Annotated in this window: 16 protein-coding genes; 11 read left to right on the forward strand and 5 right to left on the reverse strand. The window is 70.6% G+C overall.

Translation table 11 applies throughout. From position 1 onward, the window contains the following. The 9 genes from EDC02_RS22220 (at position 1) to EDC02_RS22260 (ending at position 8,136) form a co-directional block, all read left to right on the forward strand. Positions 1-1,269, forward strand: a complete 1,269-nt coding sequence (locus tag EDC02_RS22220; RefSeq protein WP_123603629.1) for an aspartate aminotransferase family protein — start codon at positions 1-3, stop codon at positions 1,267-1,269. Further along, positions 1,266-2,297 (forward strand): Gfo/Idh/MocA family protein, encoded by a 1,032-nt coding sequence (locus EDC02_RS22225; RefSeq protein ID WP_123603630.1) that lies wholly within the window; start codon positions 1,266-1,268, stop codon positions 2,295-2,297. Before EDC02_RS22220 ends, EDC02_RS22225 begins: the two co-directional genes overlap by 4 nt. Before the next feature lie 509 nt (positions 2,298-2,806). Then, a complete protein-coding gene (locus EDC02_RS22230) occupies positions 2,807-3,715 on the forward strand; it encodes a hypothetical protein (protein WP_148083557.1) in 909 nt (302 codons plus the stop codon). A 20-nt stretch (positions 3,716-3,735) separates the two neighbouring features. Continuing rightward, on the forward strand, positions 3,736-4,734 hold the full coding sequence (locus EDC02_RS22235; protein ID WP_148083558.1) for a hypothetical protein: 999 nt from the start codon (positions 3,736-3,738) through the stop codon (positions 4,732-4,734). A gap of 162 nt (positions 4,735-4,896) precedes the next feature. Further along, positions 4,897-5,763, forward strand: coding sequence for a hypothetical protein (locus EDC02_RS22240; protein WP_148083559.1), 867 nt, complete (start codon positions 4,897-4,899; stop codon positions 5,761-5,763). A gap of 44 nt (positions 5,764-5,807) precedes the next feature. Next, positions 5,808-6,194 (forward strand): hypothetical protein, encoded by a 387-nt coding sequence (locus EDC02_RS22245; protein WP_123603634.1) that lies wholly within the window; start codon positions 5,808-5,810, stop codon positions 6,192-6,194. Then, positions 6,191-7,144, forward strand: coding sequence for a hypothetical protein (locus tag EDC02_RS22250; protein ID WP_123603635.1), 954 nt, complete (start codon positions 6,191-6,193; stop codon positions 7,142-7,144). Before EDC02_RS22245 ends, EDC02_RS22250 begins: the two co-directional genes overlap by 4 nt. A gap of 89 nt (positions 7,145-7,233) precedes the next feature. Beyond that, positions 7,234-7,746 carry a hypothetical protein gene (locus EDC02_RS22255; RefSeq protein ID WP_123603636.1) on the forward strand — a complete coding sequence of 171 codons (513 nt, stop codon included), beginning with the start codon at positions 7,234-7,236 and terminating at the stop codon, positions 7,744-7,746. 102 nt (positions 7,747-7,848) lie between these two features. After that, positions 7,849-8,136 carry a hypothetical protein gene (locus tag EDC02_RS22260; RefSeq protein ID WP_123603637.1) on the forward strand — a complete coding sequence of 96 codons (288 nt, stop codon included), beginning with the start codon at positions 7,849-7,851 and terminating at the stop codon, positions 8,134-8,136. Positions 8,137-8,181: 45 nt separating this feature from the next. On the opposite strand, the gene EDC02_RS22265 is transcribed toward EDC02_RS22260, so the two are convergent. Continuing rightward, positions 8,182-8,883: a LuxR C-terminal-related transcriptional regulator gene (locus EDC02_RS22265; RefSeq protein ID WP_123603638.1), complete on the reverse strand. Its 702-nt coding sequence runs from the start codon at positions 8,881-8,883 to the stop codon at positions 8,182-8,184. Positions 8,884-9,229: 346 nt separating this feature from the next. Between EDC02_RS22265 and EDC02_RS22270 the strand changes: the two genes are divergently transcribed. Then, the gene (locus tag EDC02_RS22270; RefSeq protein ID WP_123603639.1) at positions 9,230-9,913 is read left to right on the forward strand and encodes a DsbA family oxidoreductase; all 684 of its coding nucleotides are present in this window, start codon (positions 9,230-9,232) and stop codon (positions 9,911-9,913) included. 13 nt (positions 9,914-9,926) lie between these two features. On the opposite strand, the gene EDC02_RS22275 is transcribed toward EDC02_RS22270, so the two are convergent. The 3 genes from EDC02_RS22275 to EDC02_RS22285 form a co-directional block, all read right to left on the reverse strand. Then, the gene (locus EDC02_RS22275) at positions 9,927-10,280 is read right to left on the reverse strand and encodes a hypothetical protein (protein ID WP_123603640.1); all 354 of its coding nucleotides are present in this window, start codon (positions 10,278-10,280) and stop codon (positions 9,927-9,929) included. Between the two features lie 36 nt (positions 10,281-10,316). Beyond that, positions 10,317-11,576, reverse strand: coding sequence for an extracellular solute-binding protein (locus EDC02_RS22280; RefSeq protein ID WP_123603641.1), 1,260 nt, complete (start codon positions 11,574-11,576; stop codon positions 10,317-10,319). A 137-nt stretch (positions 11,577-11,713) separates the two neighbouring features. Continuing rightward, positions 11,714-12,559 (reverse strand): hypothetical protein, encoded by an 846-nt coding sequence (locus tag EDC02_RS22285; RefSeq protein WP_123603642.1) that lies wholly within the window; start codon positions 12,557-12,559, stop codon positions 11,714-11,716. Positions 12,560-12,692: 133 nt separating this feature from the next. On the opposite strand from EDC02_RS22285, the gene EDC02_RS22290 reads away from it, so the two are divergent. Continuing rightward, positions 12,693-13,646 (forward strand): hypothetical protein, encoded by a 954-nt coding sequence (locus EDC02_RS22290; protein WP_233606200.1) that lies wholly within the window; start codon positions 12,693-12,695, stop codon positions 13,644-13,646. Positions 13,647-13,687: 41 nt separating this feature from the next. On the opposite strand, the gene EDC02_RS22295 is transcribed toward EDC02_RS22290, so the two are convergent. Continuing rightward, on the reverse strand, positions 13,688-14,233 hold the full coding sequence (locus tag EDC02_RS22295; RefSeq protein ID WP_123603643.1) for a carboxymuconolactone decarboxylase family protein: 546 nt from the start codon (positions 14,231-14,233) through the stop codon (positions 13,688-13,690). Positions 14,234-14,367: the final 134 nt, after the last annotated feature.

The following is a 14,367-nucleotide window of genomic DNA, read 5'->3' on the forward strand; positions in this document are numbered from 1 at the left end:
GTGGGTGCCGACTCGTTCCCGGCCGAGGAACCGGTCCTGGGTCCTGGGATCTCCGAGGCCGTCGAGTGGGCGGGGCTGGTCGTCGCCGAGGCTCGCGGCATGCATCTGATCCGGCCGGACGGCAGCCGCGTCACGGATCTCATGGGTGCCGCCGGCGTCAACCTGCTCGGTCACTCGCACCCCGGCTACGTCCGGGCGATGGCAGGTCAGCTGCAACGCTGGATGATCGGCGCGCACGGCTCGGACGCCCGGCGGGACATGGGGCGGCAGCTTCAGCGTCTGTTGCCCGAACAGCTCAACCGCATCCAGCTCTACAGCAGCGGCAGCGAAGCAGTCGAGGCCGCCCTCCGGCTGGCGAAGTCCGCCACCGGACGGTACGAGATCCTGTCGTTCTGGCAGTCGTTCCATGGCCGGACCATGGGTAGCCTCGCCCACACCAGCGGTGCCCGCAACGGCCTCGGCCCGCCGGCGCCTGGAAGCATCAGCGCCCCGTACGCCGACTGCGCCCGATGTCCCCTGCGCCTGTCCTATCCCAGCTGCGACTTCGCCTGCGTCGACCTGGCACGCGACGTCCTGCGGGAGCAGTCCAGCGGCGCACTCGCCGCCGTCCTCGTCGAGCCGGTACAGGGCCGGGCCGGCAACGTGTCGCCGCCAGCGGGTTATCTGGCCCGGCTCAGGCAACTCGCCGACGAGCACGGAGCGTTGCTCATCGCCGACGAGTCGATGACTGGCATGGGTCGTACCGGCGAGGTCTTCGCCAGCGACCACCCGGACGTACGCCCGGACATCATGGTGCTCGGCAAAGGGCTCGGTAACGGTTATCCGGTGTCCGCGGTCTGCTCGTCGCTGGAACTCATGGAACGCGGACCGTTCGGCGCACCCAGCGCGAGTTCGTCGAGCTACGGCGGGTTCCCCCTGGCCTGTCGGGCCGTCGCGGTTGTCGCCGAGACCGTGCGGGAGCAGGGTCTGGCCGGTCGGGCGCGCCTGCTCGGCGAACGGCTGCTCGCTCGGCTCTCGGAGTCCCTGGTCGATCTTCCGCTGGTCGCCGAGGTGCGCGGCCGGGGCCTCGCGATCGGGATCGAGTTGGACGTCGCCGACAAGGGGCAACTGCGCCACGTCTTCCAACGGTTGCTCAGCGCCGGGGTCCTGGTCATGACCGGAGGGCGTACGCTCCGGTTGTACCCGCCGCTGACCGCTGACGAGACCGAACTGATGGCGGCTGCCGACACCCTGTCCGAAGTGCTCCGACGGCACTGGGACGGGCAATGATCAGGGTCGCGGTGGTTGGCTACGGCCGCTGCGGCGAGGCCCATGCACGCTGCTACGCCGGCATGCCGGACGCGGCTGTCGTCGCGGTCGCGGACCCGACTCCGACGAGGCGGCGGCTCGCCCGTCGCCACCACCCGCACGCGGAGGTGGTCCGGTCGTCCACTGAACTCAGCGCCGAGGTCGACCTGGCGCTGATCTGCACCCCGCCGAGCAGCCACGAGACGTACATCGAAGAGTCGCTGCTGCGCGGCGCGCATGTCTTCTGCGAAAAGCCCGTCTTCCTCGACCCGGTCAACGGCCGACGACTGATCGACCTCGCCAGCGCTCGGGCCCGGATCATCTTCCCTGGGCACAACTACCTCTTTGCGCCGGTCCTGAACGCGCTACGCGAACAGTGCTCACCAGCACGCATCGGCCGGCCGCAGCGGGTCGAGATCACCATCGACCGCACCCGGCCTGCCCCCGGCATCTCGGACTGGCGGCCTGACTGGCGCAGCGACCGTGGCGTCGCAGGTGGCGGAATCCTGGTCGACCACGGCGCACACTGCGTGTACCTCACCGAGTGGCTCTGCGACCGGCGGATCCGCCAGGTGTCGTGCCGGATCCGGTACGGCGCATCCGGCATCGATCACTGGAGCGAGTTGCGGCTACGCCTCGGCGGCGGCGCCACCGCGACGGTGACACTCGACTGGCGAGCTGCCAGCAGACGGACCGCGTACCGGGTCATCGGCGAGTACGGCACCGCCGCTGCCGTCCTCGACGACCAACCGGGTGCGGTGCCCGGCGGCCGCGTCGCCGGAGCGGTTCCGGCTCAGGGCAGGAGCGGTCACGCCCACTCGGACTGGATGCCGGAGATGGCTCGCGAGGTACTTCGCCACGTGGCCTGCGCGAGCGACGTACGGACGCTGGCCGCGCCCGCGCTGACCGTCGCGGAGGTGATCGCCGCCGCTTACGCCTCCGCCCGAGCCGGCAGCCGGTGGCATGCGGTCGACGCCCACGACCCAGAGAGGACACACCGACCAAGCTGAACGGGGTGCCGGGCCGCGTGCGATCCGCACTGACAACTTCTCGCCGTGCGGCTGGTGTACGGGTGGTTGAAGTTGCCCGGACAGGGGGACCCGCCGCTCCACAGTCCGTGGACCTCTCCGGCCCACGTCAGCGCGAGAGCCCGGCCTTCGCTAACTTTCTGATCCGATAAGTCCTGGCCACGGGTCCGGAACCCACCGATACCGTGGGAATCCGTCTCCGACAGATGAGCCGTTCTCGCAAATGTTGGCCCCGGAGTTGCACGCAGAGTTACCGACTGCCGGGCTGGGTGTGCTCTCGGGGTTGATGCCACAGGTGCATCTTGATGCACCTGTGGCATCAAGACTGTGGCGACCCTCTGCCCCGGGAGCCGTGACGAGCGGCGTACTGCCTGTCCGCGCCAGCGCTCGGCGGCGAGCGCCCGACCCGCGTCCGGTCGGCATCGACGGTTGCCAGGCTGTACCGTGGCAGAGCCGCTCTGAGTCCGCATTGGAAAGTGGGAACACGCATCATGGCCACACCGACCGTGGATGCCCCTGATCCCAGCCGACGAACACGAAAGATCCTCATACCTCTGTCCGCAGTGGTGCTTATCGCGGCGGTCACCGCCGGCACGGCGATCGCCCTGCAGATGCGGGGCCAGCCGGACGCGACCGCCACCCCCACCACGCCGTGCATCGGCCCGCCTGGACGAGCGACACCACCGGCGACAGCGACTGCCGCGCCGGACGGCAACGGGCTCGACGTGGTCGAGTCCGGCTTCACCCAACTCGGCAGCACGTCGGCACCGATCACCCGCAACGCGATGGTCAGCATCGGCGCCGTCGTCGCCAACACGAGTACGCACACCGCGCACCGCGCACTGGTGACCTTCGACATCCTCGACAGCGCCGGTGAGTCCGCCGTCCTCACCACGATCCTGGACCAGCCCCGGGAGATCCCGGTCATCCTTCCCGGCGAACGCGTCGGCGTGGGCGGCCAGTTCTGGATCCGGTCCGAGGACGGCCAGCGGGTCAAGGTCGCCCGGGTGAACGCAACTGTCTCCAGCGCGACCTGGACCGCGACCGCAGGCACACCAGATGCGACCACAGACGCCGAAGGCACCACGGCCGGCGGAATCACCACCCGGCATCTGGAGACTCGGCGGCAAGGTACGGACCAGATCGACGCTACGGTCACCTACGAGGTCCACTCACCGTACTGCCGAAAGTGGACCTCTGTCGGCACCAGCGCGGTGTTCCGCGACGAGGCCGGCACGGTTGTCGGCGGGGGCTTCGACCCCGCCGTCTCGCCGTCCGCCTGCCTGCCCGGCCGGCACCCCGGGTCGACGCTGCTGCCGAGCAGTCTGCCGCCAGCCGCAGCCGACACCCGGACCGAGGTCTACCAGCACTGCGCACCCCCTGACGACCCGCAACAGTGATCAACGGAGACGGTCTGAACATGCTGCACCACGAACGCCTCGGCAAGCTGCTTCCCACCGCCGCGATGGTCGGCGTACTGGCGATGCTGGCGGCCTGCTCACCGGGGCCGTCGACATCCGACGAGGCAGCCGAGCCGCCGGCCGGTTCGGGCGGGCAGCCCGCCGGAGCCGATCCGGTGTCGGGCCAGCATCCGCTGCTCGCCGCCGCGTTGGAGATGGACCCGCAGGTACGTGCCGTCGTCGGCCGGCTCACCGAAGCGTGTCTGCGCGATGCTGGCCTCGACCGGTTTCCCGCGCAGCTCCCGGCCGGGCTTCCCGGGCCGGCGGTCGCGCCTCCGCAGCAGTCACCGACGCTGGCCGAGGCAACAGCGAACGGGTACGGCATCCGCGCGGCTGAGACCGCCGGCCAAGCCGACGCCGAGGCCGGTGCCACCACCGAACGGTTCACCTGGCCGTCACCGGCCGAGGAGCGCCGCTACCAGGAGGCGCTGACCGGTGCAGCGGACGGCGAGACGCTCACCGACGACGCCGGCAACCCGACGCTCGGCGGCTGCGTCGGCGAGGCCAGATCCGTTGTGTACGGCGAGGTCGCCGCGCCGCCGAGCCCGGTGACGGTGATCGACGAGGCGGCCCGCGCCGGGTACGGCGCCGATCCGACGGTGACCTCGGCGACGGCCGCTTGGTCGGACTGTCTCCAGCAGGAAGGCCAGCCGCAACTGCTCGACCCGGCGGACGCCCGGCGCTTCGCCCAGTACTTCCACTACCCGGTCGGTGAGCGGCCCGGCGGCCGGGTGCCGGAGGGCGGCCCGTGGCCGGCCGAGGTGGCCCGGGAAAAGGAGATCGAGCTCGCCGTCGCGGACGCCGGGTGTGCCGACCGGACCGGCCTGCGTGAGGCGCAGCGGCTGGCGTGGGAAAAGGCGCTGGACGCTGCAGTCGACCGGCACGACGCCGAACTGTCCGGCTACCGGGACGCGATGGCCGCCGCGTTGCGGCAGGGTCAGCAGGCGCTCGCCGGTTGAGCCGTACCGGAAAGTGACGGATTGGCGACAGGAGCTAAGCAGACAGATCATCCTCACCTAGAGTCACCGCAACCTCCCTGCTCCACGTACGGAATGTGTCCATGTAGTACGTTGGGGTAACCGCGGCAGTCCATCGGCTCAAGAGTGGGGAACAGGCGCGCCATGCCCGCATCGATCCGGCCCCGGCCAACCGTGCCGGCGGCGCTCGCCGTCGTCCTGGTCGCGGCCGCCGCTGTCACCGCCGCCTGCTCACCCGACTCGGAGTCCGACCCGGCGGCCTCCTGTATCGAGGCACCCGACCGCCCGCTCACCGGCACCGCCGGCCCGTCCGCCGAGGCCCCTGACGGCGGCGGGCTGCGGGTCGTCGAATCCGGCGTGACGATCGTCCCGCCGGTGCGTCGACCCGGCTCGGCGACCGCGAGCATCGGGGTCATCGTCGAGAACACCAGCGGGTACGTCGCCTACCGCACCCGGGTCTCGTTCGACGTGCTCGACGGCACCGGCGACACCGTCGTGATCGGAGACGGCGGCGGGACGGTGCTGCTGGAGGTGCCGCTGCTGCTGCCCGGTGCCCGGTCCGGCGTCGGCACCGCCGTGTACGTCGACGAGGCGGCCGACGCCGCCGACCGGGTCGAGGTGGACACCACCCTCGGTGCCACCACCTGGGTCGAGCACCGACCGGACGAGGTCGCCGGGGTCACCACCACACACGACCGCACCACCGTCGTCGACGCGGAGTCCCACAGTGGAATCGTGTACTACCGGATGGTCTCGCCGTACTGCACCGGCCTGTTCACCCGGGGCGTCGGCACCATCTTCCGGGACGCCACCGGCCAGATCGTCGGCGGCAGCATCAGCGGCGACAAGGGTCCCCGCCGGTGTGACCCGGACCAGGAAGAGCAGATGACTTTCATCGCCGACAGCATTCCGTCGAACATCGACGACTCGCGGACCGAGAGCTACCCCTACTGCGACTTCGGCCCCGCGCCCAGATCGCCGGGGTGGTCGACGGCAGATCCCTTCAACTAACCGGCTGGCAGGGTCGGCCACTCGACGGGCAGACGGAGGATCACGTGACGAACAGCGAGCCCAACAGCGGCACCAGGTTGGGCGCGGACCTGTACGGGCTCTGGCGTGCCGGCCGGGACAATCTCCCCACCGTGGCGGCGGTCTACTCGACGGCCGGTGACGCCCTCGATGCTGCCGCCGTCGGCGTCGCCGGGGCGTTCGTCCGGTCGGGCAATCTGCCCGGCGTGCCGTACGGTCCGGCGTACCAACCGTGGACCGAACTGCACGACATCCTGGCGAAGATCTGCCACGACACGGCCGACAACATCGAGGCGACGGCGGACGCGCTCTGCGTCGCCACCGTCGAGTACGCCCGTGCCGACTACGAGGCGGCCAGTGAGTTCGCCCGGTTGTTGGAGGTCAACGGTGAGCCGAAAGCCGACATCGGATGAGCTTCGACAACCTGATGCAGCACGCGTACGAGATCCAGCAGCAGGCGACGTTGAAGGCGCTGACCGAGTCCGGGGCACGCCCGGCGGCCCCGGCCGGTAAACCGCAACCGGCACCACGGCACGGTGAGCAGGAGACCCGCCATCGGGTCGAGCAGATGTTCGGCGACATTCCGGAGCTGTTCCAGGCGTTCGCCGAGATGCCCGACCCGGCAGCGTTCGACGGTCACCGGAGCAAGCTCGACAAGTCCTTGTCGGAGCTTTCGTCTGGCTGGGTGTCGGACGACCCGGTTAGTGGGCGCACCTACCGCGCCAACCACGACCTCGACGAGATGCTCGACGCGGAGAGCCACATCGAGAGCTGGACGGGTCGGGCCGCCATGGAGTTCAAGAGCAACTTCATCTCCCCGTTCCCGTCGATCGTCTACAACCAGTTCATGGGGATCGCAGTTCTCAGGGCGGCGCTGGACGCGGAGCGGGAGATCTGGGTCCGGGCGCGCGACGACATCGACAAGATCGCCCACGACACGATCACCGCGCTGGACCGGATGGACGACTGCGGCAAGAACGAGTGGGTGATGACCTTCACCGTGGTGTCGTCGGTGGCGGCGGTGGCCGGTGTGGCGCTCGCCCCGGTCAGCTTCGGACTCTCGCTGGGTTTGACCGCTGTCGGGGCCACGTCGCAGGTGGCGGCTGCCGGGGTGCCCGACGACCCGCCGACGGTCCGGTTCCAGGGTGAGACGGCGCAGGCGGTCGTCGCGTCGATGCGCGACGCCATCCGGCTGCTGCACGGCTACATCGCCGAGCAGGAGCAGAAGATCGCCAACGCGCTCACCAGCTGCTGCCAGGCCGTGGCGCAGCAGCGGGACAGCTTCGTCGCGAAACGGCCGGCGCTGGCCGACGCGACCCAGTCAGACGTGACCGGCCCGCTGTTCATGGGCTACTCGACCTGACGGCGACCGCTCACCTCGACCGCTCAGCTCGACCATCCACAACGACTCTCCACACACCCACCTCAACGACACAGACTGGGGAACGGATCGTGGGACTGCTGGCAGATCGACTCGACAACATGCACGTGACGGCGGACGCGCCGGGCGGCGCGATCTCCGGTGAGCTGCGCGGCCGCGACCGCGTACGGGTCACCTTCGCCGCTGGCCGCTACCAGTGGCTGGACGAACGCTACGTCGAGCAGCAACTGGCCGGGCTGGGCCGGCTGTTGTGGGCGGGCAGGATGAAGGCGTACTGGTCGGCGGTCAGCGAGGCGCTCGGCACCCCGGTGTCCGGCGAGGACCCGCCGGTCGGTCCGCGCGACGTCGACTACCAGGCGGCCCGGGGCGGCATCGTCGCCGAGGGCCGGTCCGACGACGGTTCGGTGCAGATCGAGGTACGCGGGATGCGGGAATGGACGGTGCGGATCGTGCCGGGCAGCCTACGCCGGTTCCGGGAGGACGAATTCTCGGTACGCGTGCAGCAGGCCGCCACCGCGCTGATCCGCGACCAGTTTGCCCAGGTCCGTTCCTTGAAGGACACCATCTACGGTACGGCCGGATAGCCCGGCCAGGAGGGGTGTGACCGCCGTCAAGTTGCCGACATGGTTTCCGCCGGCCCTGCACGGGAACGCCAAGGATCGATACCGTGGTCAGGGGAGGCGGTCATGCCGGTTGCAGCGGGCACCAGTTCGGTGGCGGAGTCGACGGTGGGCGCGTGGGTCGCCCGGTGGATCGTCGGCGCGGCGCTCGGACAGATCGTCTTCGGCGGTACGGTGCGGCTGGTGCTGGCGGTCCTGATGGGGGCCTTGCTCGGCGGCCTCGGCGTCTGGTTGCTGATGCGGCACCGGGCCGCCCGCCACCCGGACCAGACCCGCGAGGAGCCGACCCGAGTGAAGCAGACTCCGGGGCCACGGATCCGCTATTCGCCGCTGGCACCGCCGGGCCGCCGCTGAGCCAGGCCGGCACTGAGCCAGGCCCCAACCGTCGGCACCGCCGGCCTACGCGTGCTGGGCGGCGGCTGAGGTCCGGGCGCGCGGGCGGACCTGCTCCCGGGCCTCGGGGGCCAGCCGGGGCGGCCAACTGCCGGGCACCAGGACCCCGCAGTGGTACGCCCAGGCGACCAGCGCGGTCCGGTTGGTCACCCGGGCCTGGCGCAACAGCGCGGTCACGTGGTACTCGACGCCCTTGCGGCTCAGGTGCAGGCTGGCGGCCAGCTCGGCGGTCGATGCACCGCCTGCGAGCCCTTCCAGCACCCGGGCACCGACTTCGGTCAGCTGCGGGCGGCGTACCCGGTTCTCCGGGGTGAGCAGCACCAGCACCGAGTCGGCCGGCGGCTCCGTCCCGCGTACCGCCACCGCGGTGATGTGGCTGGAGGCGAGGCGGCCGTCGGTGGTGGTCACCTCGGCCAGGCCGACGAAGTGCGGGTACGCGTCGGTCAGCAGGATGCTGAACCGGTGCCGGAACCAGGCCCGCCGGTCCGGGTGCAGCACCAACTCGAACGGGCGTCCGGCGAGCTGCGCACCCGACCAGCCGATCCACCGGGTCAGGCCGGCCGAGACGCGTACTACCCGGCCGTACCGGTCGAGCTGCAGGGCCCGGGCGTCGGGCCGGAGCCGGAGCCCACCGATCAGGTCGGGGTCGGCGCCGGCTGCCAGGCCGGGTTCCGTACGGGCAACGCTGGTGATGCTGGCAGTCTCCACAAAAGGTACGTTGCCTGGCTCGACTGCTCATTCGGCAGTCCATTTTTTGCTTGCTTCGGCCCGGTTGTTGCTTGCTTCGGCCCGGTTGTTCCCACTTCAGGCCCGGTTATCGCGCACTGTAGTCAGAAAAAGACACTCTGCACATGGCTCAATCTGTCGACGCGCACCCACCTGATGCGCCGCCATCGTGTCAGCCGAACACCGGCCGCTCCACCTGTTACTGGGCAGTACCCCGGAAATGTGCCTCGAAGAGTGTCACCGACGAGGGTGTCTCGCACGTTGGCCCCGGCGGCGGCGTGGCGCCCGGCTAATCTCGGCCGGACCAACCCGGGCCTGGAAGGTGACGATGACGACCTCGACGACGGGCGGCCGGGCCGACGCCGCTGCCACTCCCCTGGTCCGGATCGACGTGTGGTCCGACGTGATCTGCCCGTGGTGCTACATCGGCAAACGCCGGCTGCACACCGCGCTGGAGCAGTTTCCGTACGCCGACCGGGTCGAGGTGCGCTGGCGCAGCTTCCAGTTGGACCCCACACACGGTGAGCCGCTACCGGTGCCCGAGATGCTGGCCCGGCGGACCGGCGCGTCGCCGGCCCAGGTCCGGGCGATGACCCAGCGGGTCAGCGAGTTGGCCGCCGCCGAGGGCCTGACCTACGCGCTGGACCGCGCGGTCGCGGTGAACACCCTCGACGCGCACCGGTTGAACCAGTTCGCCTCGGCGCACGGGCTCGGCGGGCCGCTGCACGAGCGGCTGATGCGGGCGCACCTTGCCGAAGGCGCGGTGCTCGACGACCCGCAGACCCTGGTCCGGCTCGCCGTCGAGGTCGGCCTGGACCGGGCCGACGCCGAGCAGGTGGTCCACGGCGACGGGTACGCCGCCGAGGTCGACGCCGACGCCCGGGCCGCCCGCCGGCTGGGCGCCACCGGGGTGCCGTTCTTCGTGCTGAACGACCGGTGGGGGGTCTCCGGGGCGCAACCGGTCGAGACGTTCGCGTCCGCGCTGCGCACCGCCCACAGCGCGGCGGTGTAGTCCGGGGTACGGGTCAGGTCGCCTGTTGGCGGTCGCGGCCGTCTTCCCCGGCGGGTCGCTGGTCGCTGTCAGCTTCCGCCGCCGCCGAGGAGGGCTCGGCCGACGGCCGGTGTGACCGGTAGGTCAGCCACAGCGCGGCGATACCGGCGATCGCGGCGGCCACGCTGGCCAACTGGTCGGCCAGCGACGGGCCGATGCTGACCACGACGACGACCAGTAGCACCAGGGCGAGGGTGCCGAGGCCGGCGGTACGCAGGAACTGCCATACCGCCGGCCCGGCGTCGCGGAGCGCCAGGACGGCGAGAAGTTCGAGCACGATGATGCCCGCCATCACCAGCAGCGGGACGTGCCATGGTTCTATCTGCACGACGTACCTCTCCGGACCGTGCCGTCGCCACCGGGGTCAGGCCAGCGCGCTGGCCATGTCCGTGGTGAACTGCGGCGACAGGTCCTGGTCCTCGTAGAGAAATCGTTCGACATGGTCCTTGACCACGTCGGAGAACCGCCGGTAGCCCGGGTGCACCGGTCGGGGCAGCGAGTTCTCCACCGCCTCGCGCACTCTGACCAGATGCGGGATCGAGGCCCGCAGGTTCGGGTCGTTGTACGCGCCGATCGCGGTCGGCGCGATGCCGTGCGAGGCGAGGATCTTCTGCGCCCCTTCGCTGGTGGCGAACGAGATGAACGCCAGGGCACGGTCGACGTAGCGTGAACCGGCGACGACGGCCAGGCTCTGGCCGCCGAGGATGCCCTGACTGAGCGGGTCGACCCGGATCCGTCCGGTCGCCACGTCCCGGTTGCCGGCCAGTTGCAGCTTGCGGTACTCGACCGGCCAGCTACGCATGTACCGGATCGTGGAGTCGGCCGCGCCGAACACCTCGAGTGACTCGGGCTCGCCGCCGGACGTCAGTACCTTCCCGGCGTCGATCGCGTCCTTCAACGGCTGCAGCGCGGCCTTCCAGAGTGCGAGGTCGGTGGAGATCCGGTCGGCGGGCCGTTCGGCACCGGGCGTACCCAGTGGTTTCAGTACGGCGGGCCGCTCGGCGACGGCGTGTTCGAGGACGTTGACCACGAACGCCTCGTAGAACGCCGACACGTTGGGACGCAGTTGGCCGACGAACTGCTGTGTCCCGTCCGGGATCGTGGCGAGCAGGTCGGGCAGGCGACGGGACGGCGGCTCGGTGAAGTCGTCGTCGAGCCGGGTGAACAGCATGCCGACGTCAGTGTTGAACGGCGCGGCCCAGTACACGCCCGGTTCGTCAGGCACCCGGCTGACCTGGTCGAGGGGGGTGATGAGCTGCCGCCCACCGGTCGGCGGGATCTTCTCGATCAGGCCCTTGGTGGCGAACTCAGGCACATCGACGATGTCGAGGTTGAGCAGATCGGCCTCGCCAGCGGCGGCCTTCTCCAGCATTATCCGGCGTTCGTCGCCGGAGCCGCTGTCGATCGGGTCGACCCGCACGATGGTCTGCGGATTGGTCTCGTTCCACATGCTTACCAGCAGGTCCCGGGCGCCGGTCGGATCACCACCTGTGGACAGTCGCAGCTCGACCCGGGACTGCAGCCGGCCACCGGGGGCCGCGTAGGTGGCGACCGCCGCCAGGGTCCCGGTGGCGATCACTCCACTGAGAAATGAGCGCCGGCTGTACGGCGCCTGATCCGACATGGTCGTACACTCCCTCAGCCGCCGATCACAATGACTCCCACCATGATCGACAAACCGCGATGGTTGTGTACGTCACACTACGCGTCTGCGTCAAGGTTGTTACACGGCGAGGTCAGGGCGGCTGTGACGGATGCACGTCAGGACGGTAGCCGCATCGTCGACATGAACGTGGGCAGCAGCCACGGCCGCCGACCACCGACCGCCACCTTGCGGCCGAGCGCCGCCCGCAGCCGACCCACCCGGCCGAACAGCATCAGGTTGAACACCGCCGGGTCGTAGCGCAGCCGCACGTCCGGCCTCGGGTCGACCGGGTCCAGCAGCACCCGACCGTCGACCAGGGCCAGGGTGGTCGGGCCACCGGTACGCGGGTGGAAGGTCACCGAGATCCGCCCGGCGCGGACCGGCCGGTCGTGGTCGAGCAGCCGGCCGTAGCCGCACCGGGTGACGCCGGCCAGGAAGACGTCGACGAACAGCGCCGCCTGGTGCGGGTCGGTGTGCCAGCGTCCGCCGACCGACCGGGCGATGTCCCAGGCGTGGATGTTCATCTCGTTGAGCAGATGGGAGTAGAGGCCGGCGACCGGCAGCTGGGCGGCGCCGAGCCAGCTCACCTCGTGGTCCGGGTCGGCCGCGTCGGCGAGCCGGGTCAGCTCCGCGACGTCGGCGCGCAACCGGGCCGACAACGCCGGTACGTCGCGCTCGGTGAACCGTGCCAGCACCCGCCGGTTCATCTCGGCGACGGTGTCGACCGTCGTCGTCGCCCGCAGCTCGTTGATCTCCGGCACCGGCAGGTTCGGGACGCTGCCGGTGACCAGCGCGATGTCCATCGCGGTGATGGTGGCCAGGTGGGCCATGGTGTCGGCGAGGCTCCAGTGGGCGGTCACCGGATGGTCGGCGGGCACACCGTCCACCAGGGTGAGCAGCCGTCGTAACACGTCTGGAGCGGAGCTGGCGGCGCACCGCCACTGATCCGAGGTGACCGGCATGGCTCAATCCTGGCCGTTGCCGGTGTCGCTGACTTGTCGCGGATTGCCGTCTTGGGCGTCATCCGCGTCGAACGGCACCAAGCGGGGCAAGATCTGAGAGGACAGCAGCGTCCGGCGCACAAATGATCGGCGCATGACTATCTCCCGGAGTGCATCTCCACAGCCCCAGACCATCCCACCGGCGTCCGGCTATCCGGCCCCGGCCTCCCGGGGCCGGATCGCGCTGATCGGTGCCGCAGCCGGAGTGCTGCTCGCGGTGCTCTGGTCGTACGACTTCGTCGACCACGTGATCGGCGACAACGTCGCGAACGCGCTGCTCGGCCACGACGCCAAGGCGACCGCGATCGGCGGCACCGTCGCCGGCCTGGTGTTCGCGTTCGTGACCGGGCTGGCCGGCACCTTCACCGCCTGCAACGTGGCGATGGCCGCGTCGATCGGTCCGATGAGCCAGGCCAGCGGCGGCGCGGCGACCCGTGCCGGGCTGCGCAGCCTGCTGCGGCCGATCGGCTGGCTCACCCTCGGCATGGTCGCCGTCGCCGGGGCGTACGGCTTCATCGGGGTGCTGCTCGGCGACCGGCTGCCGCAGCTGTCCACCGGCTCGGTCGGCGGACTGCCGGTACGCCTGGTCCAGTCGATGGTGGTCTTCGGGCTGATCGGGCTGGCCTTCGCCTACCTCGGGCTGGCCGCGCTCGGCGTACTGCCGGATCCGTTCGCCCGCCGGCCGGTGGCCCGGGTGGTCACCCTCGGCGCGCTGGTCGGCGGCTTCCTGATCGGCCGGCCGTACCCGCTGTTCAACAAGCTGTTCGTCTGGGCGGTGGACAGCGGCAATCCGCTGTACGGCGCTGGCGCGTTCGTCCTGCAGTCGCTGGGCAACATCGTCATTGTCTCGGCGGTGTTCGCGCTGCTCGTCATGGTCACCCGGGGCGGGCTGATCCGCTGGCTGGCCGCCGACCCGGCCCGGACCGCCGCAGTCACCGGCGGGCTGCTGATCGCGCTCGGTGTCTTCATGGTCGTCTACTGGGACGTGCGGCTGCCGGCGATGTTCGACTACGGCTGGTTCCCCACCATGCCGTACAACAGCCGCTGACCTGCCGGCGGCCGCGGTGACCGGTTGACGCGTGCGCAGGGTCAACCGCCGTATCCGTTGGCGGCCACCTGCTTTGCCCGCTCGGCGTAGATGCCCGGGTCGGCCGGCAGCACCGTACCGAGTCCGTCCACGTAGCGGTTGAACATGCAGAACGCCGCCGCGATCAGCACCGTGTCGTGGACCTCAAGGTCGGTGGCGCCGGCCGCTCGGGCGGCGTCGACCAGCGCGGCGTCGACCTGCCGGCCGGACCGTGCCACGGCGCCGGCGATCTTCAGCAGGGCGCGCAGCTTCGGCGTGATCGCGGCGCCGTCGACGTCCACCTGGACCGCCTGCACCATCGGCATTCCACCGTCGAGTTGCTCGGCGGCGAACGCCGAATGCGACGCGGAGCAGAACGAGCACTCGTTGCGCTGCGACACGTACGCGGCGATCAGCTCGCGCTCGCCCGGGCTCAGCGTCGGGTGCGGCGCGTGCAGCAGCACATCGGCGAGCGCGCCGAGCGGGACGGCGGTCTCCGGCCGGTAACGGAACAGGCCGGTGATCCCCGGGTGTTCCGTCTCGTCCAGACCAAGATCGATGTGTGCCATCCGGCGGCCTCCTGAGGCGGTCGTCCGCCGTCGGTCGGCGGCACGGTCCCAACGGGATGATGCCGCAACTTCGACCGACGAGGTTCTTCCAAAGTGCCCCGACTGTCGCCCGGCGGCCACACCATCCAATTTGG

Origin of the sequence: Micromonospora sp. Llam0, assembly GCF_003751085.1 — a bacterium.
Lineage (GTDB): Bacteria > Actinomycetota > Actinomycetes > Mycobacteriales > Micromonosporaceae > Micromonospora_E.